Source organism: uncultured Bacteroides sp. (genome assembly GCF_902491285.1).
Classification (GTDB): domain Bacteria; phylum Bacteroidota; class Bacteroidia; order Bacteroidales; family Bacteroidaceae; genus Bacteroides.
Genome location: NZ_CABUHK010000041.1, coordinates 20,692 through 41,765 on the forward strand (window position 1 = coordinate 20,692; position 21,074 = coordinate 41,765).

Below are 21,074 nucleotides of genomic sequence, written 5' to 3' on the forward strand. Positions count from 1 at the left end.
TCTATGCAGCCAGTCTATATCCAACGCATCGCCTCGATTCATCCACAAGGAAAAACGGATGACAGCCGTCCTTATCTCCAAGCCTGTGAGCCTGATTATAAGAACATCATTACCAATGCGACCTTGCGCAGACGCATGAGCCGCATCGTAAAAATGGGGGTAGCCTGCGGATTGGAATGTATAGGCGGACTGCCGCCCGAAGAAATACAGGGAATTATCACAGCCACAGGACTAGGCTGCCTGGTCGATACGGAAAAGTTTCTGAATACACTGATAGACAATGAAGAACGGATGCTGAACCCTACCCCTTTCATCCAGTCGACATTCAATACAATCGGTGCGCAAATCGCTCTGATACGTGGGATACATGCCTACAACATGACTTATGTACACCGCGGCTTAAGTTTTGAAAGTGCTTTGCTGGATGCCATGATGAAGATTTGGGAAGGAAGCGGGCATATACTTATAGGAGCCATGGACGAAATGACGGATACCAGTCACACTATCCAACAGCGACTGGGCATACTGAAAGGGATAGAAGCCGGAGAAGGCGCGCAATTCTTCCTGTTGAGCCGGGAAGCCGGAGAACACCCGCTCGCTGAAATAAAAGGGGTAGAAACTTTCGCCGGGCAGCAAACGACAGAAGAAATCGAAAACCGTATCATGCGCTTTCTGCAACGGAATGGATTAAATAGCAGGGATATCCAATGGTTTATGACCGGAAAGAATAAGCAACTGTCCCGCCTCTTTCCGGAAAGCATCCATCTCAGCTTCAAAGACGAATGTGGCGAGTATCCTACCGCCTCATCGTATGCCGTATGGAAAGTAGTGAAAGAATCAGAGAACTGCACCACTCCTACGAATATACTGATTTATAATCATCACCACTCCATCAATCATTCTTTGATTCTAATCCGGAAAAGCGTATGATTATCACCTGTCTCGTACTTGGTTCATTGCTGATACTGTCTTTTCTCGTCTATGCTTCTTATAGCATCCGGTCGGGGATTTATCTCCGCTCGTTTTGCAGAAAGCGTACTGGAGAAAAGGTAGTAGCCTTGACCTTTGACGATGGTCCTGACCCAATACAGACTCCGAAAGTACTGAAAGTACTGAAAGGACACCAAGCAACAGCCTGTTTCTTCTGTATCGGACGCAAGATTGAAGGAAATGAGAAGTTATTGCAGCAAATGGTAGCGGAAGGACATCTGATTGGAAATCATTCATTTACCCATTCCGGTTTATTCCCGCTATACAGACTCTCCAGGATGAAAAAAGACCTGCAAACTTGTCAGTCTGAACTAGAACGAGTAACTTCGCAGCCAGTAACTTTGTTTCGTCCGCCATTCGGGGTCACCAATCCGACGATTGCGAAAGCCGTCCGGCAATTGGGTTACACCTCTATAGGATGGAACATCCGTACACTGGATACCCAACAGCCGGAACCGGATAAAGTACTCGACAGAATCCGGAAAGGTATTAAACCAGGCTCTATCATCTTGCTGCACGACCGGATGCCGGACAGCGGGCAACTGGTGAAGCAGATACTGGATTTACTGAAAGAACAGGGATACACCATTGTCCGGCTGGACGAACTAAAATTTCAATAAAGAACCTAATTATGAATACATTAAAGAGGTCTGAAAGTAAATTATCATCTTCTCCAAAAGAAGAAAAGTTCTTCAGTGAAATACGAGAGATGTTACAGAATGCACGTCTTCAAACTTATACAACTGTCAATTCTATCATGACACAAACCTATTGGAAAATAGGGAAACGTATTGTAGAGCAAGAACAAGAAGGCAAAGAAAGGGCAGATTATGGTAGCTTTTTAATCAAAAACCTATCCATCGCTTTAACAAAAGAGTTTGGACAAGGACTTTCTGTAGCAAACCTATGGAACTTTCGTCAATTCTATCTTGTATTTCCTGAAGAGTCAATTCTCTACACAGTGTGTAGAGAATTGACTTGGTCACATATCCGATTGATAATGAGAATAGACAATGTCCTTGAAAGAGAATTCTATCTCAAAGAAAGCCATTCTCAAAACTGGTCGGTAAGGCTTCTGGAACGAAATATAAAAAGCAAATATTATCAAAGAATTATCTCTACTCAAGAAAATATCATCAACACCGTTACCACTTCCAATGCCATTACATATGATTTTATAAAAGATCCCTATATACTTGAGTTTCTTGGACTATCTGAAAACTCTAGTTACCATGAGTCTCAATTAGAAAATGAAATTGTTTCACACCTACAAAAGTTTTTACTCGAAATGGGGAAAGGGTTTTCTTTTGTCGCCCGCCAAATGCGCATTAGTACTGAAACCAATCATTTCTATCTTGACTTAGTCTTTTACAATTACATTCTTAAATGCTTTATTATTATAGATTTGAAAACCAATAAGCTCACTCATCAGGATATTGGGCAAATGGATATGTATGTACGAATGTTCGATGACTTAAAACGAGGAGAAGACGATAATCCTACGATCGGTATTATTCTTTGTACAGATAAAGATGAAACAATTGTCAAATATTCCGTATTAAATGAAAGCAAACAAATTTTTGCGTCCAAGTATAGAACTGTCTTGCCAACAGAAGAGGAACTTGAACGGGAATTAGTCCGTAATCAACGAATGTTAAAAGATAAAGTATGAAGATATCATTCATATACCTATTATTAAGTATCTTGTCCATTGTCTCTGCCCATGCGCAGGGCATGAAGAAGCTGACGCAACTTCAAGAATTTGAGAAACGCCTAGCAGAAGAAGCACAGACCGTACAATCTATCGAAAGTGATTTCACGCAAGTGAAATATCTCGACATATTCGACGAAAAAGTAACTTCCAAAGGGAAGTTCTACTACCAGAAGAGCAACAAAATCTGCATGGAATATTTCCGCCCGATGGATTATCTCATCGTGATAAACGGCAGTAAGCTCAAAATCGTTTCGGACGGTAAGAAAAACATTATGAACCTGAGCGCCAACAAGATGATGGGACAGATGCAGGATATGCTGACCGCCTGCATGATAGGCGACCTCTCCAAAATGTCGTCCAACTACCAACTGGCTTACTTTGAAGACGCACAATTCTATCTGGTCAAGATAAAGCCGGTCAATAAAGCCGTACAAGCCTATATCTCCGGAATAGAAATCTACCTGGACAAGAAAGATATGTCGGTACACAAACTCCGCCTGTCCGAAACAGCCACGAATTATACCGAATACGAATTCTATAACAAAAAGTTCAACTCCCTGAAGAATGAGACGAAGTTTGCGATTCGTTAGTCGGACGGTTCTGCTTTTCTTAGTGATGCAGTTATCGGTTTCCTGCTCTCCGCGCATAAGCGGGGAAAGCAGCATAGTGCCGCCTGCTATCGAACTGGCAAAAGGAGAAAGCTCGCAAAAGTATAATATCCAGTTGGACTTCATGAAGCATCACATGAGCGGCATGCTGATAGTACGCCGTATGCCCGACAATGAAATCCGGATAGTGGCGTCCACCTATTTCGGGCTAAGCCTTTTCGACTTCTCCCTTCAAGATGGCAAGTTCAATGTCAACAGTTGCATCGAACCCATGAAAAAAGAAAAGGTGCTGAAACTTCTGGAGATGGACTTCAAACGCCTGTTTCTAAGCGAGGAAAGCGTCCGTGCGAAGATATCCAAAGACGGTTCGACGGAAAAAAGAGCCAGTGGAAAGGGCTTCGGGAAATCTGTCTTATACATCACAGGCGATATTCCGGGCGACCCGGTACAAATAGAAATAAAGCATCCATGGATACGATTGACAATTCGCCTGGACAAACTATCTAAAGAGATTTAATATATGCTACTTGATAACTTCTATACGCTTCTCTCTTCCGAATCACCGGATTCAATCACCTGGACTATCCGGGTAAAACTGAATCCGGAGCACGCTATTTATCAGGGACACTTTCCGGAGCATCCGGTAGTTCCCGGAGTCTGTCTGCTGCAACTTATCAAAGAATGTGCAGAGGATATCCGCCGGCACAAGTTGCAATATACACAAGTGTCTTCATGCAAGTTCCTGTCAGTAGTCAATCCTACCAATACACCGTGCCTGTCAGTAACGTTGACCCTCAAAGAAATGGAAGAAGGCAAACTTCAGTTGCAGGCGGAAGGGACTGTAAAAGTGGAAGGAACCGTAGAAACAGAAGAAACCGCAGAAAACGAATGCTTTATCAAGCTGAAAGCCGTACTAACCTCAACTAAAATATGAAGGAGCCGCAAAGTACAGCCTACTGGCACGAGAAGTTGAAACAGTTGGGGATTATCGTTATTATCCCAAGTTACAACAACGGCAAGACACTGGCGGACGTCATAGAGAGTGTACGCTCCTATGCACCGGACATTCTCGTCGTCAATGACGGTTCGACGGACGAAACAGCCGGGATACTCAATCGGAAAGCCAACCTGCAAGTTATCACCCACCCCGCCAACCGGGGAAAAGGGGTAGCCTTGAAACATGGACTCTGCCATGCAAAGGCACAAGGCTTCCGCTATGCCATCACCATTGATTCGGACGGACAGCACTTCGCTTCGGATATCCCTTCGTTCATCGAAGCCATCGAAAAGGAACCGGATACCCTGCTGGTAGGTTCGCGCAACCTTGCTTCGGACAATATGCCGGGAAAGAATACTTTCGCCAATAAATTCTCCAACTTCTGGTTCACCCTCGAAACGGGAATCAAGTTGCAGGACACACAATCCGGTTACCGCCTGTATCCATTGCAACAGATGAACGTCGATAAATGGTATTATACCGCCAAATATGAATTTGAACTGGAAGCCCTCGTATTTGCGGCATGGGGAGATATCGCAGTCAAAAACATACCGGTACATGTCTATTATCCGCCACAAGAGGAGCGGGTTTCGCATTTCCGCCCGTTCCGTGATTTCACCCGTATCAGCATCCTGAATACGGTACTGGTATTTATCACTTTCTTGTGGATTATCCCCCGCAACTTTTTCCGCAAACTGACCTGGAAGAACTGCAAGCGTTTTTTCTCCGAACATGTCCTCCATTCGCCGGAATCCAACCTGCGAATTACGGCAGCCATTGTGCTCGGAGTATTCATGGGCATCGTTCCGGTGTGGGGATACCAAATGCTGATAACCCTGTTTTTGGCACATCTGCTCCGGCTGAACAAAGTCATCGCTATTGTAGCCGCCAACATCAGTATCCCCCCGATGATTCCATTTTTGCTGTACGGAAGTTACGCAACCGGATGCAAAGTGCTGGGCGAACCCGTCAACCTGCACTTAAATGAGCTCTCTTTCGCAAATGTAAAATCAGTCATAGAGCAATATTTGATAGGAAGTATTATCTTTGCAGTCGTTTGCAGCCTGGTAGCGGGAATCATTTCGTTCGCCCTGCTCACGACTTGTAGAAGAAAAAAGATATGACCCAGTTTTTTATCGGACTATATAATTATTTTGAAAGACACAAGATTCTGTTCTACCTGTCCCTCATCTGCTGTATCCTGTTCATGGGCTACTTTGCCCTGCAAGTGAAGTTTGAAGAGAACATCACCCAGTTCTTCCCCGACACCAAAGATTCACAGAATACCATCAAGGTGTTTGATAATCTCAAGATTAAGGACAAAATCATTGTCATGCTCTCCTCTGCGGATACGTGTAATGCCGTAGAACCGGATTCCCTAATTGAAGCAGCCGGACAACTGCAACAAGCTCTGACCGAAAAAGCAGGCGGGACACTGATAAAAAGTATCTTCGCACAAGTAGACCAGAATCTCGTCAGCGGAGCCACCGACTTCGTTTACGACCATCTCCCACTCTTCCTGACAGATACGGATTACCAGCGATTCGACTCCCTGCTGACGCAAAAGGGAATACACGCCGCCATGCAGAAGAATTATACCACCCTTCTTTCTCCTGCCGGCATTGCATTAAGAAGTTATATCCTCAGAGACCCGCTCGGACTTGGCAGTGAAGCCCTGAAACACTTACAGGATTTCCAGTTGGAAGCCAACTACGAAATCTACGACGAACATATCTTCTCCAAAGACGGTTCTACCTTATTGATGTTCATCACTCCGGTATTCAGCACAGGAAGCACCGGAAAGAATGACGAACTCGTCAGAATACTGGAAGAAGAACTCCGGCACGTACAAAGTAAGTCTCCTGTGATTCGGGCGGAATATTTCGGCGGTCCATCGGTAGGAGTCTACAATGCCCGGCAGATAAAAAAGGACACTATACTGACCTCTACTATCGCACTGCTCATCATCATTGTATTCATCTCATTCGTCTTCAAACGGAAGAGGTCGATACCTTTGATTATTACCCCTGTATTGTTTGGCGGACTGTTTGCCCTGTTCCTGATTTTCTTTATCAAAGGAAGCATTTCGGCTATTGCCGTAGGAGCCGGCTCGGCAGTGATGGGCATCGCACTCAGCTATTCCATCCATATGCTGGCGCATCAAAATCATGTTTCGACAGTACAACAACTGATTAAAGAAATCGCTTACCCGCTGACGGTAGGCAGTTTTACGACCATCGGAGCATTTCTGGGACTGATATTCACCAGTTCCGACCTGCTGCGCGACTTCGGTCTGTTCGCTTCCCTAGCACTGGTAGGCACCACTCTTTTCTGCCTGATTTACCTGCCTCATTTCCTAAAGGGACAGGCAGATGTGAAGCAAGGACGTGTATTACGTATCATAGAGAAAATAAACGCTTATTCTTTCGACAAGAATAAATGGCTGGTCGGGGGCATCGCCCTTGTCACCGTCATCTGCCTGTTTACCTCGCAGAAAGTAGGGTTCAACAACGATATGATGAGTCTCAACTACGAGCCTCAACATCTCAAACAATCGGAAGAGAAACTGCTGCACCTCTTCGACAGCCATGAAAAAACAGTCCTCTTTGTCAGCGTAGGCAAAGATATGGTCGGAGCTACTGAAACCTATGCAGCGACCAACCGGAAACTATCCACCCTGAAAGAACAAGGGCTGATTAAAGATTATGCTTCCGTCTCACAATTCCTTATCTCCCCGCAAGAACAGCAGAGACGCCTGAAGAAATGGGAAGATTACTGGACGAATGAGAGGAAAGAACAGGTTCGCAAGCATCTGGAAGCATCCGCTGCCGAATGCCGTTTCCGCCCCGGAAGTTTTGACGGCTTCTGTCAATGGCTCGCCCGGCCTTTCGGCGAATACCATTATTCTTCCCAAGAGGACGATTTATCCGGCAAACTATTGAATGAATGGCAGACATCGGCAGATTCCATAACGATGCTTATCAGCCAGATACGAATCAGCGAGACAAATAAAGAAGCGGTATATGCGCATTTCAACAAAGACCGGGATGTGGTTATCTTCGACCGTTCCTACTTTGCCAACAAATGGGTGTCCGCCATCAATGATGACTTCTACTTGATTCTGTATCTTTCTTCTTTCCTGATATTCTTTGCCTTGTGGTTCTCTTACGGGCGTATCGAACTTACGTTGATGAGTTTTCTCCCGATGCTGGTCAGTTGGGTGATTATCCTCGGGCTGATGGGAATCCTGGGGATTGAGTTCAATATCATTAATATCATCCTGTCTACCTTTATATTCGGTATCGGTGATGATTTCAGCATTTTCATCATGGACGGATTGCAGAACAAGTACCGCACAGGTCAGAAAGTACTGAACTCGCACAAAACAGCCATCTTCTTCTCTGCCTTCACTACAGTGGTCGGAATGGGTGCGCTCGTTTTCGCCAAGCATCCGGCCTTGCAATCCATTTCACTGATTTCCATACTTGGCATGATAGCAGTGGTATTGGTAGCCTATACCATCCAGCCGCTTATCTTCCGGTTCTTCATTGCAACCCCGGCATCCAAAGGGTTGCCGCCTTATACGCTTATCGGACTGCTACGAACCGTCGCACTTTTTCTGCTCTTCTTTATCGGATGTATCCTTCTCCGGATATTGATAGCCTTGCTCTATCTGGTTCCCGTACACAAGAGCAGTAAGCAGCATTTCGTCTGCCGCTTGATACAGATTACCTGCAAAGGGATTCTATTATTGGCTACCGCCGTCAAAAAGGAACATATCAACAAATCCAACGAACGGTTCGACCGTCCGGCCATTATCATTGCCAACCACCAGTCGTTTATTGATATTCTCGTGTTGCTGTCCCTTTCGTCCAAAGTCCTGATGATGACCAATCACTGGGTATGGCACTCCCCTTTCTTCGGAGCCATCATCCGCTATGCCGATTTCTATTATATAGGTGAAGGATACGAGCAATATATAGAACGGATGAAGAAAAAGGTGGAAGAGGGTTATTCCATAGCTGTCTTCCCCGAAGGCACACGTACCTATAACGGAAAGATGAAGCGTTTTCACAAAGGGGCATTTTATCTGGCGGAAACGCTGCAACTGGATATTCTCCCGATTCTGTTATACGGCAACGACAAGATTATCGCCAAAGCGCAGCCTTTCAATGTCCGCAAAGGAATCATCTACACGGAGATACTTCCGCGCATACCCGTAGGTGACCCGTCTTTCGGAACTACCTATCAGGAACGTACCAAACGCATATCCACCTATATGAAACTGGAATATGCGCGTATCTGCCGGGAAAAGAATACGACGGACAACCCCGCTTTTTATGAGGCGCTTATCCAGAACTATATCTACAAAGGCCCTATCGTGGAATGGTATATCCGTATCAAGGTGAAAATGGAAAGAAATTACCGGTTGTTCAACCGGCTGATTCCCACTCAGGGGCAAATCACAGACATAGGCTGCGGATTCGGCCCGTTATGCTATATGCTGCACCTACTGTCCGAAGACCGGGATATTCTGGGCATCGACTATGACGAGGACAAGATAGCCGTAGCACAACACGGATGGTTGCGCGGCGACCGCCTTCAGTTCAGGCACGGCAACGCACTTGAATATCCGTTGCCGGAAAGCGATGTGTTTATCCTGAACGATATATTGCACTATATGAGTTATGAACATCAACGGTCATTGCTGTTGAAATGTGCCGACCGGCTACGCCCGCAAGGAATGATGATTGTACGTGACGGAAACTCCGCCAACACTTCCAAGCACCGCCTGACCCGTTTCACAGAGCTACTGTCCACACGCATCTTCAAATTCAACCGGACTGCCGAAGAGCTGTCCTTCACCACGGAAGCCCAACTACGGGAGATAGCGGCAACCTGCGGAATGAACGTCGAAATCATACCCAACGACAAATATACATCAAACACCATTTATATATTCAGAAAACCGGACTGGCATGAGTAAATATGACATTATCATCATCGGAAGCGGACTGGGCGGACTGGAATGCGGAGCGATTCTCAGCAAAGAGGGATTCAACGTATGCGTAATAGAGAAAAATACGCAGTTCGGGGGATGCTTCCAGACGTATCAGCGAAAAGGACATTTGCTTGATACAGGCATTCATTATGTAGGAAGCCTGGATGAAGGACAGGTGATGAACCAGTATTTCCGCTATTTCGGCATTATGGACAAGCTAAAAGTAAAGCGGTTGGACGCCGAAGCTTTCGATACGATTCACTACAAAGGGCAGGCATATGATTACGCAATGGGATACCCGCAATTTATCGAGACGCTCCACCGGTCTTTCCCTCACGAGAAAGAGAACCTGAAACGCTATGCCGAACAGCTTCAAGCGGTAGGAAACCTAATTAGCGTAGACCATCTGAAACAAGGTGTCATTGCGCTCGAAGGCATGAAATATTTCTGCACTTCCGCTGCCGGACTGATTGCCGACATCACTCACGACCATACGCTGCAAAATGTATTGGCAGGTTCCGCTTTGCTCTATGGTGGTCTGAAAGACGTTTCCACCTTCTATCAGCATGCCATGATTAACCACTCCTACATTGAAGGCGCCTACCGTTTTGTAGACGGAAGCATGCAGGTCAGTCTGGAACTGATTAACGTAATCCGGGCCAATGGCGGTACGGTTCTCAACAACAGTGAAGCAACCCGCATCATCGTTGAGAACGAGAAAGTGCAGGGAGTCATTGTCAACGGTGAAGAACGGCTGGAAAGCGATTATGTCATATCGAATATACACCCCAAACGGACATTGGAAATACTGGACAAGAACCGCAGCATTAAGAATGCCTTTATCTCCCGAATCCGTTCGCTCGACAACACGTATGGCATCTTCACGCTTTATCTGGTAATGAAAAAGAAAAGTACTCCGTACCAGAACCGCAACATCTATCTGCATGGAAATAATAAAGTGTGGTATGACAAGTTGCTCTATCCGGGACGAACCACCAACTGCATGATTTCGATGCAAGCCTCTTCCGAAGACAGCCAATATGCCAGTGTCATCTCTATCCTTACACCGATGTATATGGATGAATTGTCTGCATGGAAGGACTCCTCTCCCGAACACCGCGGCGAAAGCTACCAATCCTTCAAGAAAGAGAAAGCGGAACAAATACTCCGTTTCCTTCGAAGACAGGGCTTCGATTTCTCTGAAAACATAGAGGAACTATTCACCACTACTCCGTTGAGTTATCGTGACTACACAGGCACGGTAGACGGCTCCGCATACGGAATCATCAAAGACTATAAATGCCCGCAAATCGGTTTTGTATCTACACGAAGCCGGTTGGGGAATCTCTTTTTCACAGGTCAAAACCTGAATGTGCACGGCGCACTAGGCGTAACATTGACAGCCATGCTTACTTGCACCGAATTTGTAGGACAGGAATATTTAGCTAAAAAAGTAGGAAATGCATAAAGTAATCAAACGAACCATCAAATATACGGGCGGCATTCTCTTGTTGCTCGTCATCTTATTAATAGGCGGAATCAGTTATCTCTACTTTTCAGCGGATATGATGACACCCTCCAAAAAACCTTATATAATCCTGAGAGAAGTGCCTTATGCAGATACTATTGCTCTGGTTCCGGCAGAAGTGCTCTACAAGGATACTCTCGACCTTCGATATTATGCCGATAACTTTATGCGACACAGCGAAAGCGGATTGTGGGAATTGTTCGTGAGAGGCGATGCCCTTAAAAGGGGGGATGCCATCGGCAAACTGTCTGCCGATTTACTTCACCATCAGGAGAAAGTATTCGTTGACCAGATTCGTGAGATTATACCTTCGGACAGTTATCTGAAATTTCTGCGGTTCTTCATTGTACTGTTCAACCGTAATTTAGGTGAGAACGTCCCTGAAGAATATCGGGAAGAGATTTATGGAATCTCATTATCGTGCACCCACGACTACGACTTTATCGGCACTCCTTACGAACGCCAGTTGAATTACCATGCGGCACACGACTTGGGACATGCCATGCAGGACTATATGTTAGTGGGATGCAGCTCGTTCGCCACTTGGGGAACTCAAAGTGCGGACTCGTCGTTGCTTATAGGGCGCAACTTCGATTTCTATGTCGGGGACGCCTTTGCAGAAAACAAACTGGTCACCTTCTGCGCACCATCCAAAGGGTATAAATTCGCTTCCATCGGATGGCCGGGCATGATAGGAGTATTGTCCGGCATGAACGAAGCCGGGCTTACCGTAACCATCAACGCGGCAAAGTCCGCCATGCCGACAAGTTCCGCTACTCCCATCTCCATCCTTACCCGGGAAATCCTGCAATATGCGTCGACTATCGACGAAGCCCTTGCCATCGCCCAAAAGCGGAAAACTTTTGTCTCCGAATCTATCCTGATAGGCTCCGCCAAAGACGGCAGGGCAGCTATCATCGAGAAGTCGCCGGAAAAGACCGTTCTCTTCAACGGAAAGGAAAAAGACAGGATTATCTGCACCAATCATTACCAATCGGAAGCATTCGCCAAGGACGAACGGAACATGGAAAACATACGTACTTCCGACAGTCCTTACCGCTATGCACGTCTGGAAGAACTGATTAGCGAGAACCAACCGATAAATCCGGTGAAAGCCGCTTCTATCCTGCGCAACCGCAAAGGGCGGCAAAACGCCGACCTGGGACTGGCAAACGAAATGGCTATCAACCAGTTTATCGCCCACCACTCCGTCATCTTCCAACCGGAGAAGCAGTTGATGTGGGTATCCACCTCTCCGTGGCAATGCGGCAAGTACGTAGCTTACGACTTGAACCGGATATTCAAAAAAGCCATCGCTCTCCGGGCTGAGATATACATTCCGGAACTGACCATTCCCGCAGATGAATTCATGCAGGAATCGGAATTCGAGCAACTCCTTACTTACAAAAAGCTTACTCCGCTACTACTGAAAAAGATAAAGGCAAAGGAGAAAGTGGAAGACAGCCTGCTCAAGGAATACGAAGCGTCCAACCCTTCTTTCTATTATGTATACGAAGTACTGGGCAATTATTACGAAGCTATCCGGCAGCCTCAACAAGCCGTCGGCTATTGGAAGAAGGCACTGACCAAACCGATTCCCAAACTACAAGAAAAAGAACGTATCCAACAGAAAATACAAAAACACTCTTAAGATGGAAAAGAATCCCGACATTCAGTTCCGTTCACCGGAAGAAATAAAATGCTATCAGGAAGAACAGCTAGCTGAAGCGTTAGCCTATCTGCAAGCACATTCCAAGTTCTATCAACAGATGTTCGAGGAACATCACATTGATATCAACCGGATTCGGAAGATAGAAGACCTGCAACAAATCCCCGTCACCACGAAGACGGATTTGCAACTTCATAATGAAGATTTCATCTGCGTAGGCAAAGAAGAAATCATCGACTACGTGACGACTTCCGGCACATTAGGCGACCCGGTGACTTTCGTCCTCACTTCCGAAGACCTCGACCGCTTATCCTACAATGAGTTTCTATCTTTCACCACCACCGGATGCACCAGGCAGGATATCCTGCAACTGATGACTACCATCGACCGCCGCTTCATGGCAGGACTGGCGTATTATATGGGTGCGCGCGAACTCGGTATGGGAGTTATCCGTGTAGGCAACGGTATCCCTGAGCTACAATGGGATACGATTCGCCGGATACAGCCCACTTGCGGAATGGTGGTTCCCTCTTTCCTTATCAAACTGATAGAGTTCGCCGAGAAAAACCATATCGATTATAATGCCTGTTCCATGCAGAAATGTATCTGTATCGGTGAAGCTTTGCGCAACCAAGAGTTCCAGTTGAATACGCTCGGACAGAAAATACATGATAAATGGCCTGCCCTGCAACTGTATTCCACATATGCTTCCACCGAAATGCAGTCATCCTTCACCGAGTGCAGCGAATTTCACGGCGGACATCTACAACCGGAACTTATCATCGTCGAGTTTCTGGATGATAATAACCAGCCTGTTGCCGAGGGAGAAGCAGGCGAAGTGACCATTACGACATTGGGTGTCAAAGGGATGCCGTTGCTCCGCTTCAAGACGGGTGATATCTGCTACCATCACACCTCGCCTTGTGCCTGCGGACGAAACACAATCCGCCTGAGTTCCATCCTCGGTCGGAAAGGGCAAATGATAAAATACAAAGGCACGACGTTATATCCGCCCGCATTATTCGATATTCTGGACAATATTCCTTTGGTGAAGAACTACATTATAGAGGTCTACACCAATGAACTGGGTACGGATGAGATTCTGATTCGCATCGGAAGCGAGAACCGCAGCGAGAGTTTTGCCAAGGAGATAAAAGACCTGTTCCGCTCGAAAGTCAGAGTGGCGCCAAGCATCAATTTCGAGTCGGCGGAATATATCGCCAAGATACAAATGCCACCCATGAGTCGAAAAGCGATTAAATTCATTGATTTACGATAATTTTTTTCTACTTTTGGGAATCGATAACAATATACATAATTCACTTTAACATTAACGTATATGAAAAAACTTATTCTATTCTTGTTCTTAAGCACAAGCCTGTTCTGTTTCGGACAAGGCAAGAGTGCATTGAAAGATGTTCAGTCTATCAAATTCTATGGCGTAGACTATTCTCAGGTCAAAGTTTTCGGTGCGGACGAATCACCGCTACAATTCAAAGATGCTTTCAGACGTATCAATGAACTGTTTATCACGGAAGCAAAGAAGTATAATGTAGGCAAACAGTTGAAAAAAGAGGTGACGGAAATTTCACTGGACGCTGTCAATCAGGTAAATCGTAATATTAACGAGTCCGAACTGATGACTACTAAAACAGAGTATAGTCTCGACAAAGAACAAATCAAGACAGCTATCGAAGCACTGCCCATTCAGAAAACGCCCGGCGTAGGCATGGTATTTGTCGCACAATTCTTGGACAAGTCCAAAAACAGAGGTACATATGAAGTCGTATTCTTCAATACCGAAACTAAAGAAATCATCGAGGAATGGATTACAGAAGGAAAAGCCGGTGGCTTCGGTTTGCGTAACTACTGGGCCGGTTCCATCCATAGCGCACTCAAGAAATTATAAACAAATAAAAATAGAATTATGAGAAAACTACTATTACTATTGACTTTATTACTGAGTATCAGTACTTATGTTGCAGCTCAAAACTACACAGAAGTTGTATATCTGAAAAACGGAAGTGTTATCAAAGGAGTTATCATTGAGCAAGTGCCCAATGTTTCTTTAAAGATTAAGACTAACGACGGCAGCCTCATCATCTGCCAAATGAATGAGGTGGAGAAAATCACTAAAGAAGAAAGATACACACGGGATTACCGCAAGGATGCCAACAATCGCAAAGCAGCAAGAAATACATTAAGAGGTTATAAAGGTTTTGTCGACTTTGCATATATCGGTGATGTCAGTGACTACAATGCATCTAAAGTGGAGTTATCAACTACACATGGTTATCAATTCAACAATTACTTCTTTGTAGGTGGTGGTGTTGCTCTTAATTATTACACTGATGCAGATCTTGTCGCAGCGCCAATTTACGCAAACTTCCGAGCCAATTTTATTAATAAAAGAATTACACCGTTTGCCGATATAAAAAGTGGATATTCTGTTGGAGATATAGAAGGAGTATATGCTTCGGTAGGAATCGGGGTGCGCTTCTCTTTAAAAGGGAAAAAGGCCTTAAATCTAGCCCTTATGTATAACTATCAAGACTATGATACAACAGCAGATTATAGTTATAGCTACGGTGGACATTATTACCATTCTAGTTGGGATGAAACATGGGACTTACAAGGAGTAGGAGTAAGATTTGGATTTGAGTTCTAATTAACGACAAATTCAATAAATATCATTCAAATAACAAGCCAAACAAAAGCATGAAAAAGAGAATAACAATAATTCTACTATTAAGTTGCTTTACTATCCTTTCATTTGCACAAAGCATTGTTATGACTTCCGGCTCTATTGATTTCATTAAAGACCAGAAGACTATTGACTTTTCTTTCTCTTATGAAGAGATGTTAGTAGGCAAGCTAACCGAAAAAGAATATGTAGATAAGAAAGTGTCCGAGTATAACAAGAAAGAAGAGGGCAAAGGCGACCAATGGAAAGAAGCCTGGTATGGCGACCGTAAAGAGCGATTTGAACCAAAATTCCTTGAATTATTCGACAAGTATATGAGTGAGGTAGGTATCACATCAGGTACAGAAGGAGCACAATATCGAATTGAAATCAATACGGACTTCACAGAACCCGGCTGGAATGTAGGTGTCATGCGACAAAATGCCTCAGTCGACTTAAGTTGCAAAGTGAAGAATATTGAAACAGGTGAGCAAGTAGCCTCTATCCGAATACGCAATGCCTCAGCCAATAACTTTTGGGGTACTGATTTTACTTCCGGATATCGCATTCAGGAAACGTATGCCAAAGCAGGAAGAGAACTTGCCAAGTTCCTCATTAAGAAGGCAAAGTTGCGTAAAATAAAAAACTAAAGCCATATATTGCTTTCGGATATTACAATAATGAAAAAGCGAAGTTTCCCTGGAAGCCTCGCTTTTTTTATTTCTCAATACATTAGCAATCAATTAGGGTAATTACACCAAAAGTTTGTTTCTTTTCTTGCGGTTTCATTCAAAACTGATACGGTTATGAAGTAATTTCGAACTTGTGCAAATTTGTCGTTAATACTGAATGAATTTATGATTGATGATGCATGATTTTATTCGTCTGACAATTGTTGCTTTTTCGTCTGACAGTTGTCAGACGGAAGAATAACAGTTGTCAGACGAAAGTTCAACAACTGTCAGACGAATAAATTTATATATAACGGGGATTAAATCATTGCATACTGCCAATCTAATTTTAGAAAAACTAAGATTAGTTCATTTCCGTACCGTTTTTCTCTAATTCAAATACTGCCTCACATTCTTGATTGATAAGCCTCTCCCTATTTGATAAGAAACAACTTCCGCAGCACATTAGCCATATCCGTATTGTCTCTCCTGCCCGAATAAAGAACAGCCTGCTTGCCTATCGCATACAATGGCACGGGTGCTCCCGTATGAGTTTTAGTTGTCCATCCCAATGATGCCTTCTTATCCAGCAAGGCAATAGCAGCCACCGCTAAAGGCTCATCTTTCGCGTAAAGGCTGACCACATCTTTCGACTTCTTCTTCAAGAAAGACTCTTCGTAGCAAACCAATAATTCCAGTTCTTCACGCGGAGTAATCTTAATTTGTTCCCAAAAGCCCAGGTTCTTTTTCAAGAACGCTTTCATGTCTTCCCACGAAGGAATCACCTTTCCGCTTTTCATTTCACGCATAGCAGCAGTCAATGCTTCTTGTGAACACTTCTGATATTGGAGCAAGTCAATATTCAAGTTCATATCAGAGTTGCCCAGTCCAAGACCGCCCGTTTCGTGGTCGGCAGTCACTAATATCAATGTCTCGTTCGGATGCTTTTTGTAGAAATCATAAGCCAGGCGGATACATTGGTCAAAATCAATGGTTTCTTTCACAACAGCGCCACCGTCGTGGGCATGGGCCGCCCAATCTATTTTTCCACCTTCTACCATCATAAAGAAACCTCTCTTCGCGGTTTCCTGAAAATTAGCAAGGCAGGCTTTTGTCAAGTCAGGCAAACTCAAGTCTTTGCCGGAACGGTCCATCGCATATTTCAGGCTTTTGCTCACTGTATCGGTTGGGAAGAGGAGAATTTTATCCTTTGCAGCAGCACGGTTATAAGCGTCCATTCCACGAAACATCGTATAGCCTTTCTGATTGAACAGGTCGTAAAGGCAAGGTGCCGAAGGGTTACGCTTGCTGCGAGGTTCGAGCAATCCCGCTCCGCCGAAGAAATCGAAACCGGAATTGGCGGCATCCACTCCTATTTCGTAATACATGGAACGGTCGGGCTGTGAAGCATAGAATCCACCGGGGGTAGCGTGGTCGATAGAGGCAGAGGTGATTATTCCTATTTTATAACCTTTATCTTTCAGTTGGCGTGCCAGGGATTTTAACCCATGCTTCTTTTCCGCATCCATTCCGATTACATAGTTCGTTGTTTTTTCTCCGGTTGCCAAAGCGGTAGCCGCGGCGGATGAACACGTAATCAAATGAGAAGCCGAGCGCGTGCATACTTGAGTCATCACAGGGAAAGTGGGGAATAACAGCGAACGTTCGCCCGTATCTGTTCCTACTTTCTCTGCATAAATTTGGGTTGCTTCCACATGGTTGAATCCCATGCCGTCACCGATAAACAAGAAGATATATTTGGGGACTTGTGCTCCGTTTACAACGACACTACACAGTAATAATAGCCCGAACAGGGACAATCTTAAAAGTTTCTTCATTTCATTTTCCATTTTATTCGCAGCTTCAAGCCGTGCGATAGCTAATAAATAATAAGGTTATTCATAAATATAAATGATGTTGGGCACTCCGCGTTCTCCGGCATGGTCGAAACGTTTATTATCACAAGGATAATTGACGACACCATTCTCCGGTGCTCCCGACAGCCATAATGTTGTGGAACCGCCACCGTCCAGATTCAACGCATCCTTACCGCCTAATACCCGAAGCAAGTGTGCCAGTTCGGGGATATTCACCCCTTCGGCACGCCCCGGAAAACGTCCGTTCACCGTGACGAGCAGTATTTTTCCGTCCTTCGTCATGCAAACAGCACTACGGGGATGCTTGGTCCGGACAAAGTCCCTTCCACACAAGCTCCAGTCGCATACCCGACCGTCCTTTAATAATAACGGGCCGGATGCCAATACTGTACCCACCTTTCTCTTATATTTTTTTTCTATCTGTCTGTTCCAGGGAATCAACTTCATCTTTCCTTTCCGTTCATAAATGGCTCCCGTGACACGCAGTTTAAACTCGTTTATCGTTGTCGTATCAATCACTTGCCTGTCCGTTTTCAGAAAACAGACAGAATTTCCATGCTTCATATCAAAGTAAGAGCCGTTGATTGCCGCAAGCGCATGATGTTCGGAAGCTATCCGGCTTGTCTTCTTCATACCGTCCGATAGGGCAATGCCCGCTTTCATCCCTTTGCCGGGGTCAATCTCTATCAGGTTGATAACTTGGGGACACTGATAGAGCTGAGGTATAGACGCACTCTTATGGATTATTCCTTTTTGAGAATGTGCTATCTCCCATTGTGCAGAAACGATTGCCAAAGAATCTGATACGGTCTGTCCTTTCAATGTTCCGACGGAACAGAGGACTAAGACAAAGATAACGAAGTATTTTCTCATTGTAAACAGACAGATAAATGTGTTAAGTTAATAAATTAATCAAGTTATCTTATTCAGTAAGACTATTCCCTTGCATTATCCAAGCAGCTTTCCGGGTTGCATATTGCGACCATGCCTTGATATCCGCAGGTATCTGTCCACTCAACTGATTATCATTCACTCGGAATATACCGGTCGAACCACTCTTCTCGATTACTGTTCCATATCCGTAAGGAATACTTCCACTGAATCCGTTGGTATAAATCATAAACTCTTTCAGGCTCTTCCAAGTGGTCGGTTTATTATTTCCGTCTAGTGGAATAACCGGAAGCGGCCCGCTCAAATTATTGCAATATGCCTTTATTGTCACCATACCGGGGATATTTATCAACATATCCAGATTACCGGTAAACGTGTTGTTAAATCCGGCCGGAGTGGCAGTTGGATGATTTGAGATGTTAAAGCTAGTCAATAATTCACATTCTCCCAAAGATTCCGGCAAGTTTCCGCTTGCAGCAGATTCTATTATCCATAAAGTGGTCAATTGGGACAGTTGCCCTATTTCCTCAGGAATACCTGCTAACTTCTGATGTTTGAACTTTATGCTTCTCAGTTCCGACAAGTTGCATAAGGGGATAATATCTCCTTCGATATTATTCGGAGACTGAATGTCAATCTCAACTACCCTCTTATTCTCAAACTTCAATCCGAACCAGTTTGTCGGGTTAGTTTCCAGTGGAGCGTCAAAATTCCATTTCTTCGTCCAGTTATCCCCATTCGCATTTTCGTAGAACATTCTCAGATAATCAATATCTCCCAAAGGTTTCTTATCCTGCGTTACTGTCAGTACATCGGTAACCCCATTCGAACCTTTCAGGTACAATGAGGCGGTACGTCCCTCGTCTATATCCGTATAAGGGTCAATCGCCAATTTCAGTTCCGATTCATTGACAACGCCCGGAGTAATTGCCGCCCCGTCGGTTACGTGTATCCAGTTGCATCCTTCGGACAATTCGTATGTGTAAGTAACCATTGTCGAGAAAGGTATTACTTCTTCCGCACTGCCTTCCGCTCCTACTTTCAGTGCACGTTTTTTCAAAGCGATGCCCACTCCTTCCTGTACCACTTTCAGCTTTGTTTCGGCACCTTCGATAATCCAGCCTGCAATTTCCGCTTCGCGGGGAGCAACATTCGCATTCTTGGATACTGATATTCTGAAACTTCCCGTACCCATCCCGTTCGACGAGAGCAAGTCAATCCAGGTGGCGGAAGTCTTCACACGCCAAGGCAGGTTGGATTCAATATCCACCGTATATTCCTTTTCTTCCAACGGAAGATTCAGTGTTCCGTCCGCAAACTTCAAATCCGGTTCGGGCATTGTACGTCCCGTATCATCCGTAAAGTCCTGACAGCTTGCCATACCCATCAGCAAGGACAGGCAACAGATGATTCCCCGAAGACCTTGCCGGCAACTATACATTCTATTATTTCGTATCATAATGATTCAACTATTAAGATTCAAACAATTAATTATCTGTCACGACCAACAACCCGTTGGCTACCGCTCTTTCGACACCGCCATTATCATAAGGCCAGTTGCGGATAGCAAAACGGTTCTCTTCAAATCCCGCCTTCGAGCGGATAATGAAAGTAGACGAACCACCGCCGTCCAGGTTGATAGCGTCCTTTGCTCCCAATGCTTTCATGACAACTCCCATTTCAGCATACCTCATGCCATTGGAGTACCAAAAGTTACGTCCGTCGGCAACCAAAATATAAACGACATTATTGTCTGTCACGCCGATAGCCGTCCGGGGTTCCAGTGCTGTCGATGTCTGAGGAAGCACATTCCCGTTCGTCATCAAACGCACGCGGCCGCCTACCGCTTCCTGAATCTCATCCTTATAGGTATCATATTCGTCATACGAGCCAATCACCGCCTTCTTATCCTTCGTGACGGCAAAGAAGGTACATACATTATCGGTCATCGTATTCTTCAGACATACTCCATCCCGGTAGTAAATGCCTTGCGGTGTTCCGTCCGTAGCAAAGAAATCACCATTCACGGCAGCCAGTACACGGCTTCCCTGTTTGTCGTGTGCCAATGCCTGCAACGTCATTTGTTGTTTAGTTTTCAGCTTGCCTTCGTCTTTGGGAGACGAAGCCTTCATCGTCAGGTGCGTGTCTTTCAAATCGACTTCCAGTACAAACATCTTTACTGCCATACCTGTGGCAGAAAGAATTTCCATCTCCAAAGCCTTTACACCCGGAGCCAGCGTATAAGTAGTGTCCGAGAAATATTGTCCGACGTATCCGTCACTCCCCGCAATAATCTTCTGTCCCAACTCCGTTTTCGCGCCCTCGGTGGAATAGACGGTCAGGTCCTCATCATTATTGCATCCCGTCCATAGCAGACACCCTAAAAGAAGCAGAGCGGAATCATATATCAGTTTTTTCATCATTTTGTCTCTTTAATAAGTATA

18 protein-coding genes are annotated in these 21,074 nt (G+C 44.9%); 14 read left to right on the forward strand and 4 right to left on the reverse strand.

Going from position 1 to position 21,074, the window contains the following annotated elements; all coding sequences use genetic code 11:
- Positions 1 to 3 precede the first annotated feature (3 nt).
- The 14 genes from RDN93_RS12020 (at position 4) to RDN93_RS12085 (ending at position 15,841) form a co-directional block, all read left to right on the forward strand.
- Complete coding sequence (locus tag RDN93_RS12020) at positions 4 to 930, forward strand: beta-ketoacyl synthase chain length factor (protein WP_308745760.1); 927 nt, start codon at positions 4 to 6, stop codon at positions 928 to 930.
- Positions 927 to 1,610: a polysaccharide deacetylase family protein gene (locus RDN93_RS12025; protein WP_308745761.1), complete on the forward strand. Its 684-nt coding sequence runs from the start codon at positions 927 to 929 to the stop codon at positions 1,608 to 1,610. Before RDN93_RS12020 ends, RDN93_RS12025 begins: the two co-directional genes overlap by 4 nt.
- 11 nt (positions 1,611 to 1,621) lie before the next feature.
- Entirely contained in the window at positions 1,622 to 2,662 is a 1,041-nt protein-coding gene (locus RDN93_RS12030) for a PDDEXK nuclease domain-containing protein (protein ID WP_308745762.1), read from the forward strand.
- Between the two features lie 62 nt (positions 2,663 to 2,724).
- The gene (locus RDN93_RS12035) at positions 2,725 to 3,294 is read left to right on the forward strand and encodes an outer membrane lipoprotein carrier protein LolA (RefSeq protein WP_374047406.1); all 570 of its coding nucleotides are present in this window, start codon (positions 2,725 to 2,727) and stop codon (positions 3,292 to 3,294) included.
- Positions 3,269 to 3,829: a hypothetical protein gene (locus tag RDN93_RS12040; RefSeq protein WP_308745764.1), complete on the forward strand. Its 561-nt coding sequence runs from the start codon at positions 3,269 to 3,271 to the stop codon at positions 3,827 to 3,829. The genes RDN93_RS12035 and RDN93_RS12040 overlap by 26 nt, the downstream gene beginning before the upstream one ends.
- Positions 3,830 to 3,832: 3 nt before the next feature.
- Positions 3,833 to 4,246 (forward strand): 3-hydroxylacyl-ACP dehydratase, encoded by a 414-nt coding sequence (locus RDN93_RS12045; protein WP_308745765.1) that lies wholly within the window; start codon positions 3,833 to 3,835, stop codon positions 4,244 to 4,246.
- Positions 4,243 to 5,433, forward strand: a complete 1,191-nt coding sequence (locus RDN93_RS12050; RefSeq protein WP_308745766.1) for a DUF2062 domain-containing protein — start codon at positions 4,243 to 4,245, stop codon at positions 5,431 to 5,433. The genes RDN93_RS12045 and RDN93_RS12050 overlap by 4 nt, the downstream gene beginning before the upstream one ends.
- Complete coding sequence (locus RDN93_RS12055; protein WP_308745767.1) at positions 5,430 to 9,296, forward strand: 1-acyl-sn-glycerol-3-phosphate acyltransferase; 3,867 nt, start codon at positions 5,430 to 5,432, stop codon at positions 9,294 to 9,296. The genes RDN93_RS12050 and RDN93_RS12055 overlap by 4 nt, the downstream gene beginning before the upstream one ends.
- A complete protein-coding gene (locus tag RDN93_RS12060; RefSeq protein WP_308745768.1) occupies positions 9,289 to 10,779 on the forward strand; it encodes an NAD(P)-binding protein in 1,491 nt (496 codons plus the stop codon). The genes RDN93_RS12055 and RDN93_RS12060 overlap by 8 nt, the downstream gene beginning before the upstream one ends.
- Entirely contained in the window at positions 10,772 to 12,490 is a 1,719-nt protein-coding gene (locus tag RDN93_RS12065; RefSeq protein WP_308745769.1) for a C45 family peptidase, read from the forward strand. The genes RDN93_RS12060 and RDN93_RS12065 overlap by 8 nt, the downstream gene beginning before the upstream one ends.
- Before the next feature lies 1 nt (position 12,491).
- Complete coding sequence (locus tag RDN93_RS12070; RefSeq protein WP_024986840.1) at positions 12,492 to 13,787, forward strand: phenylacetate--CoA ligase family protein; 1,296 nt, start codon at positions 12,492 to 12,494, stop codon at positions 13,785 to 13,787.
- 60 nt (positions 13,788 to 13,847) lie between these two features.
- Positions 13,848 to 14,417 (forward strand): hypothetical protein, encoded by a 570-nt coding sequence (locus tag RDN93_RS12075; protein ID WP_073347573.1) that lies wholly within the window; start codon positions 13,848 to 13,850, stop codon positions 14,415 to 14,417.
- An 18-nt stretch (positions 14,418 to 14,435) separates the two neighbouring features.
- Positions 14,436 to 15,176: a hypothetical protein gene (locus RDN93_RS12080; RefSeq protein ID WP_308745770.1), complete on the forward strand. Its 741-nt coding sequence runs from the start codon at positions 14,436 to 14,438 to the stop codon at positions 15,174 to 15,176.
- A 50-nt stretch (positions 15,177 to 15,226) separates the two neighbouring features.
- Complete coding sequence (locus RDN93_RS12085) at positions 15,227 to 15,841, forward strand: hypothetical protein (protein ID WP_308745771.1); 615 nt, start codon at positions 15,227 to 15,229, stop codon at positions 15,839 to 15,841.
- A 455-nt stretch (positions 15,842 to 16,296) separates the two neighbouring features.
- Here the strand turns inward: RDN93_RS12085 and RDN93_RS12090 are convergent, their stop codons facing one another.
- The 4 genes from RDN93_RS12090 to RDN93_RS12105 are packed head-to-tail and all read right to left on the reverse strand — an operon-like array spanning position 16,297 to position 21,050.
- Positions 16,297 to 17,700, reverse strand: coding sequence for an alkaline phosphatase (locus RDN93_RS12090; RefSeq protein ID WP_308745772.1), 1,404 nt, complete (start codon positions 17,698 to 17,700; stop codon positions 16,297 to 16,299).
- A gap of 57 nt (positions 17,701 to 17,757) precedes the next feature.
- On the reverse strand, positions 17,758 to 18,612 hold the full coding sequence (locus tag RDN93_RS12095) for a phosphodiester glycosidase family protein (protein WP_308745773.1): 855 nt from the start codon (positions 18,610 to 18,612) through the stop codon (positions 17,758 to 17,760).
- A gap of 49 nt (positions 18,613 to 18,661) precedes the next feature.
- Positions 18,662 to 20,089: a BACON domain-containing protein gene (locus RDN93_RS12100; RefSeq protein ID WP_308745774.1), complete on the reverse strand. Its 1,428-nt coding sequence runs from the start codon at positions 20,087 to 20,089 to the stop codon at positions 18,662 to 18,664.
- 28 nt (positions 20,090 to 20,117) lie between these two features.
- On the reverse strand, positions 20,118 to 21,050 hold the full coding sequence (locus RDN93_RS12105; protein WP_308745775.1) for a phosphodiester glycosidase family protein: 933 nt from the start codon (positions 21,048 to 21,050) through the stop codon (positions 20,118 to 20,120).
- Positions 21,051 to 21,074: the final 24 nt, after the last annotated feature.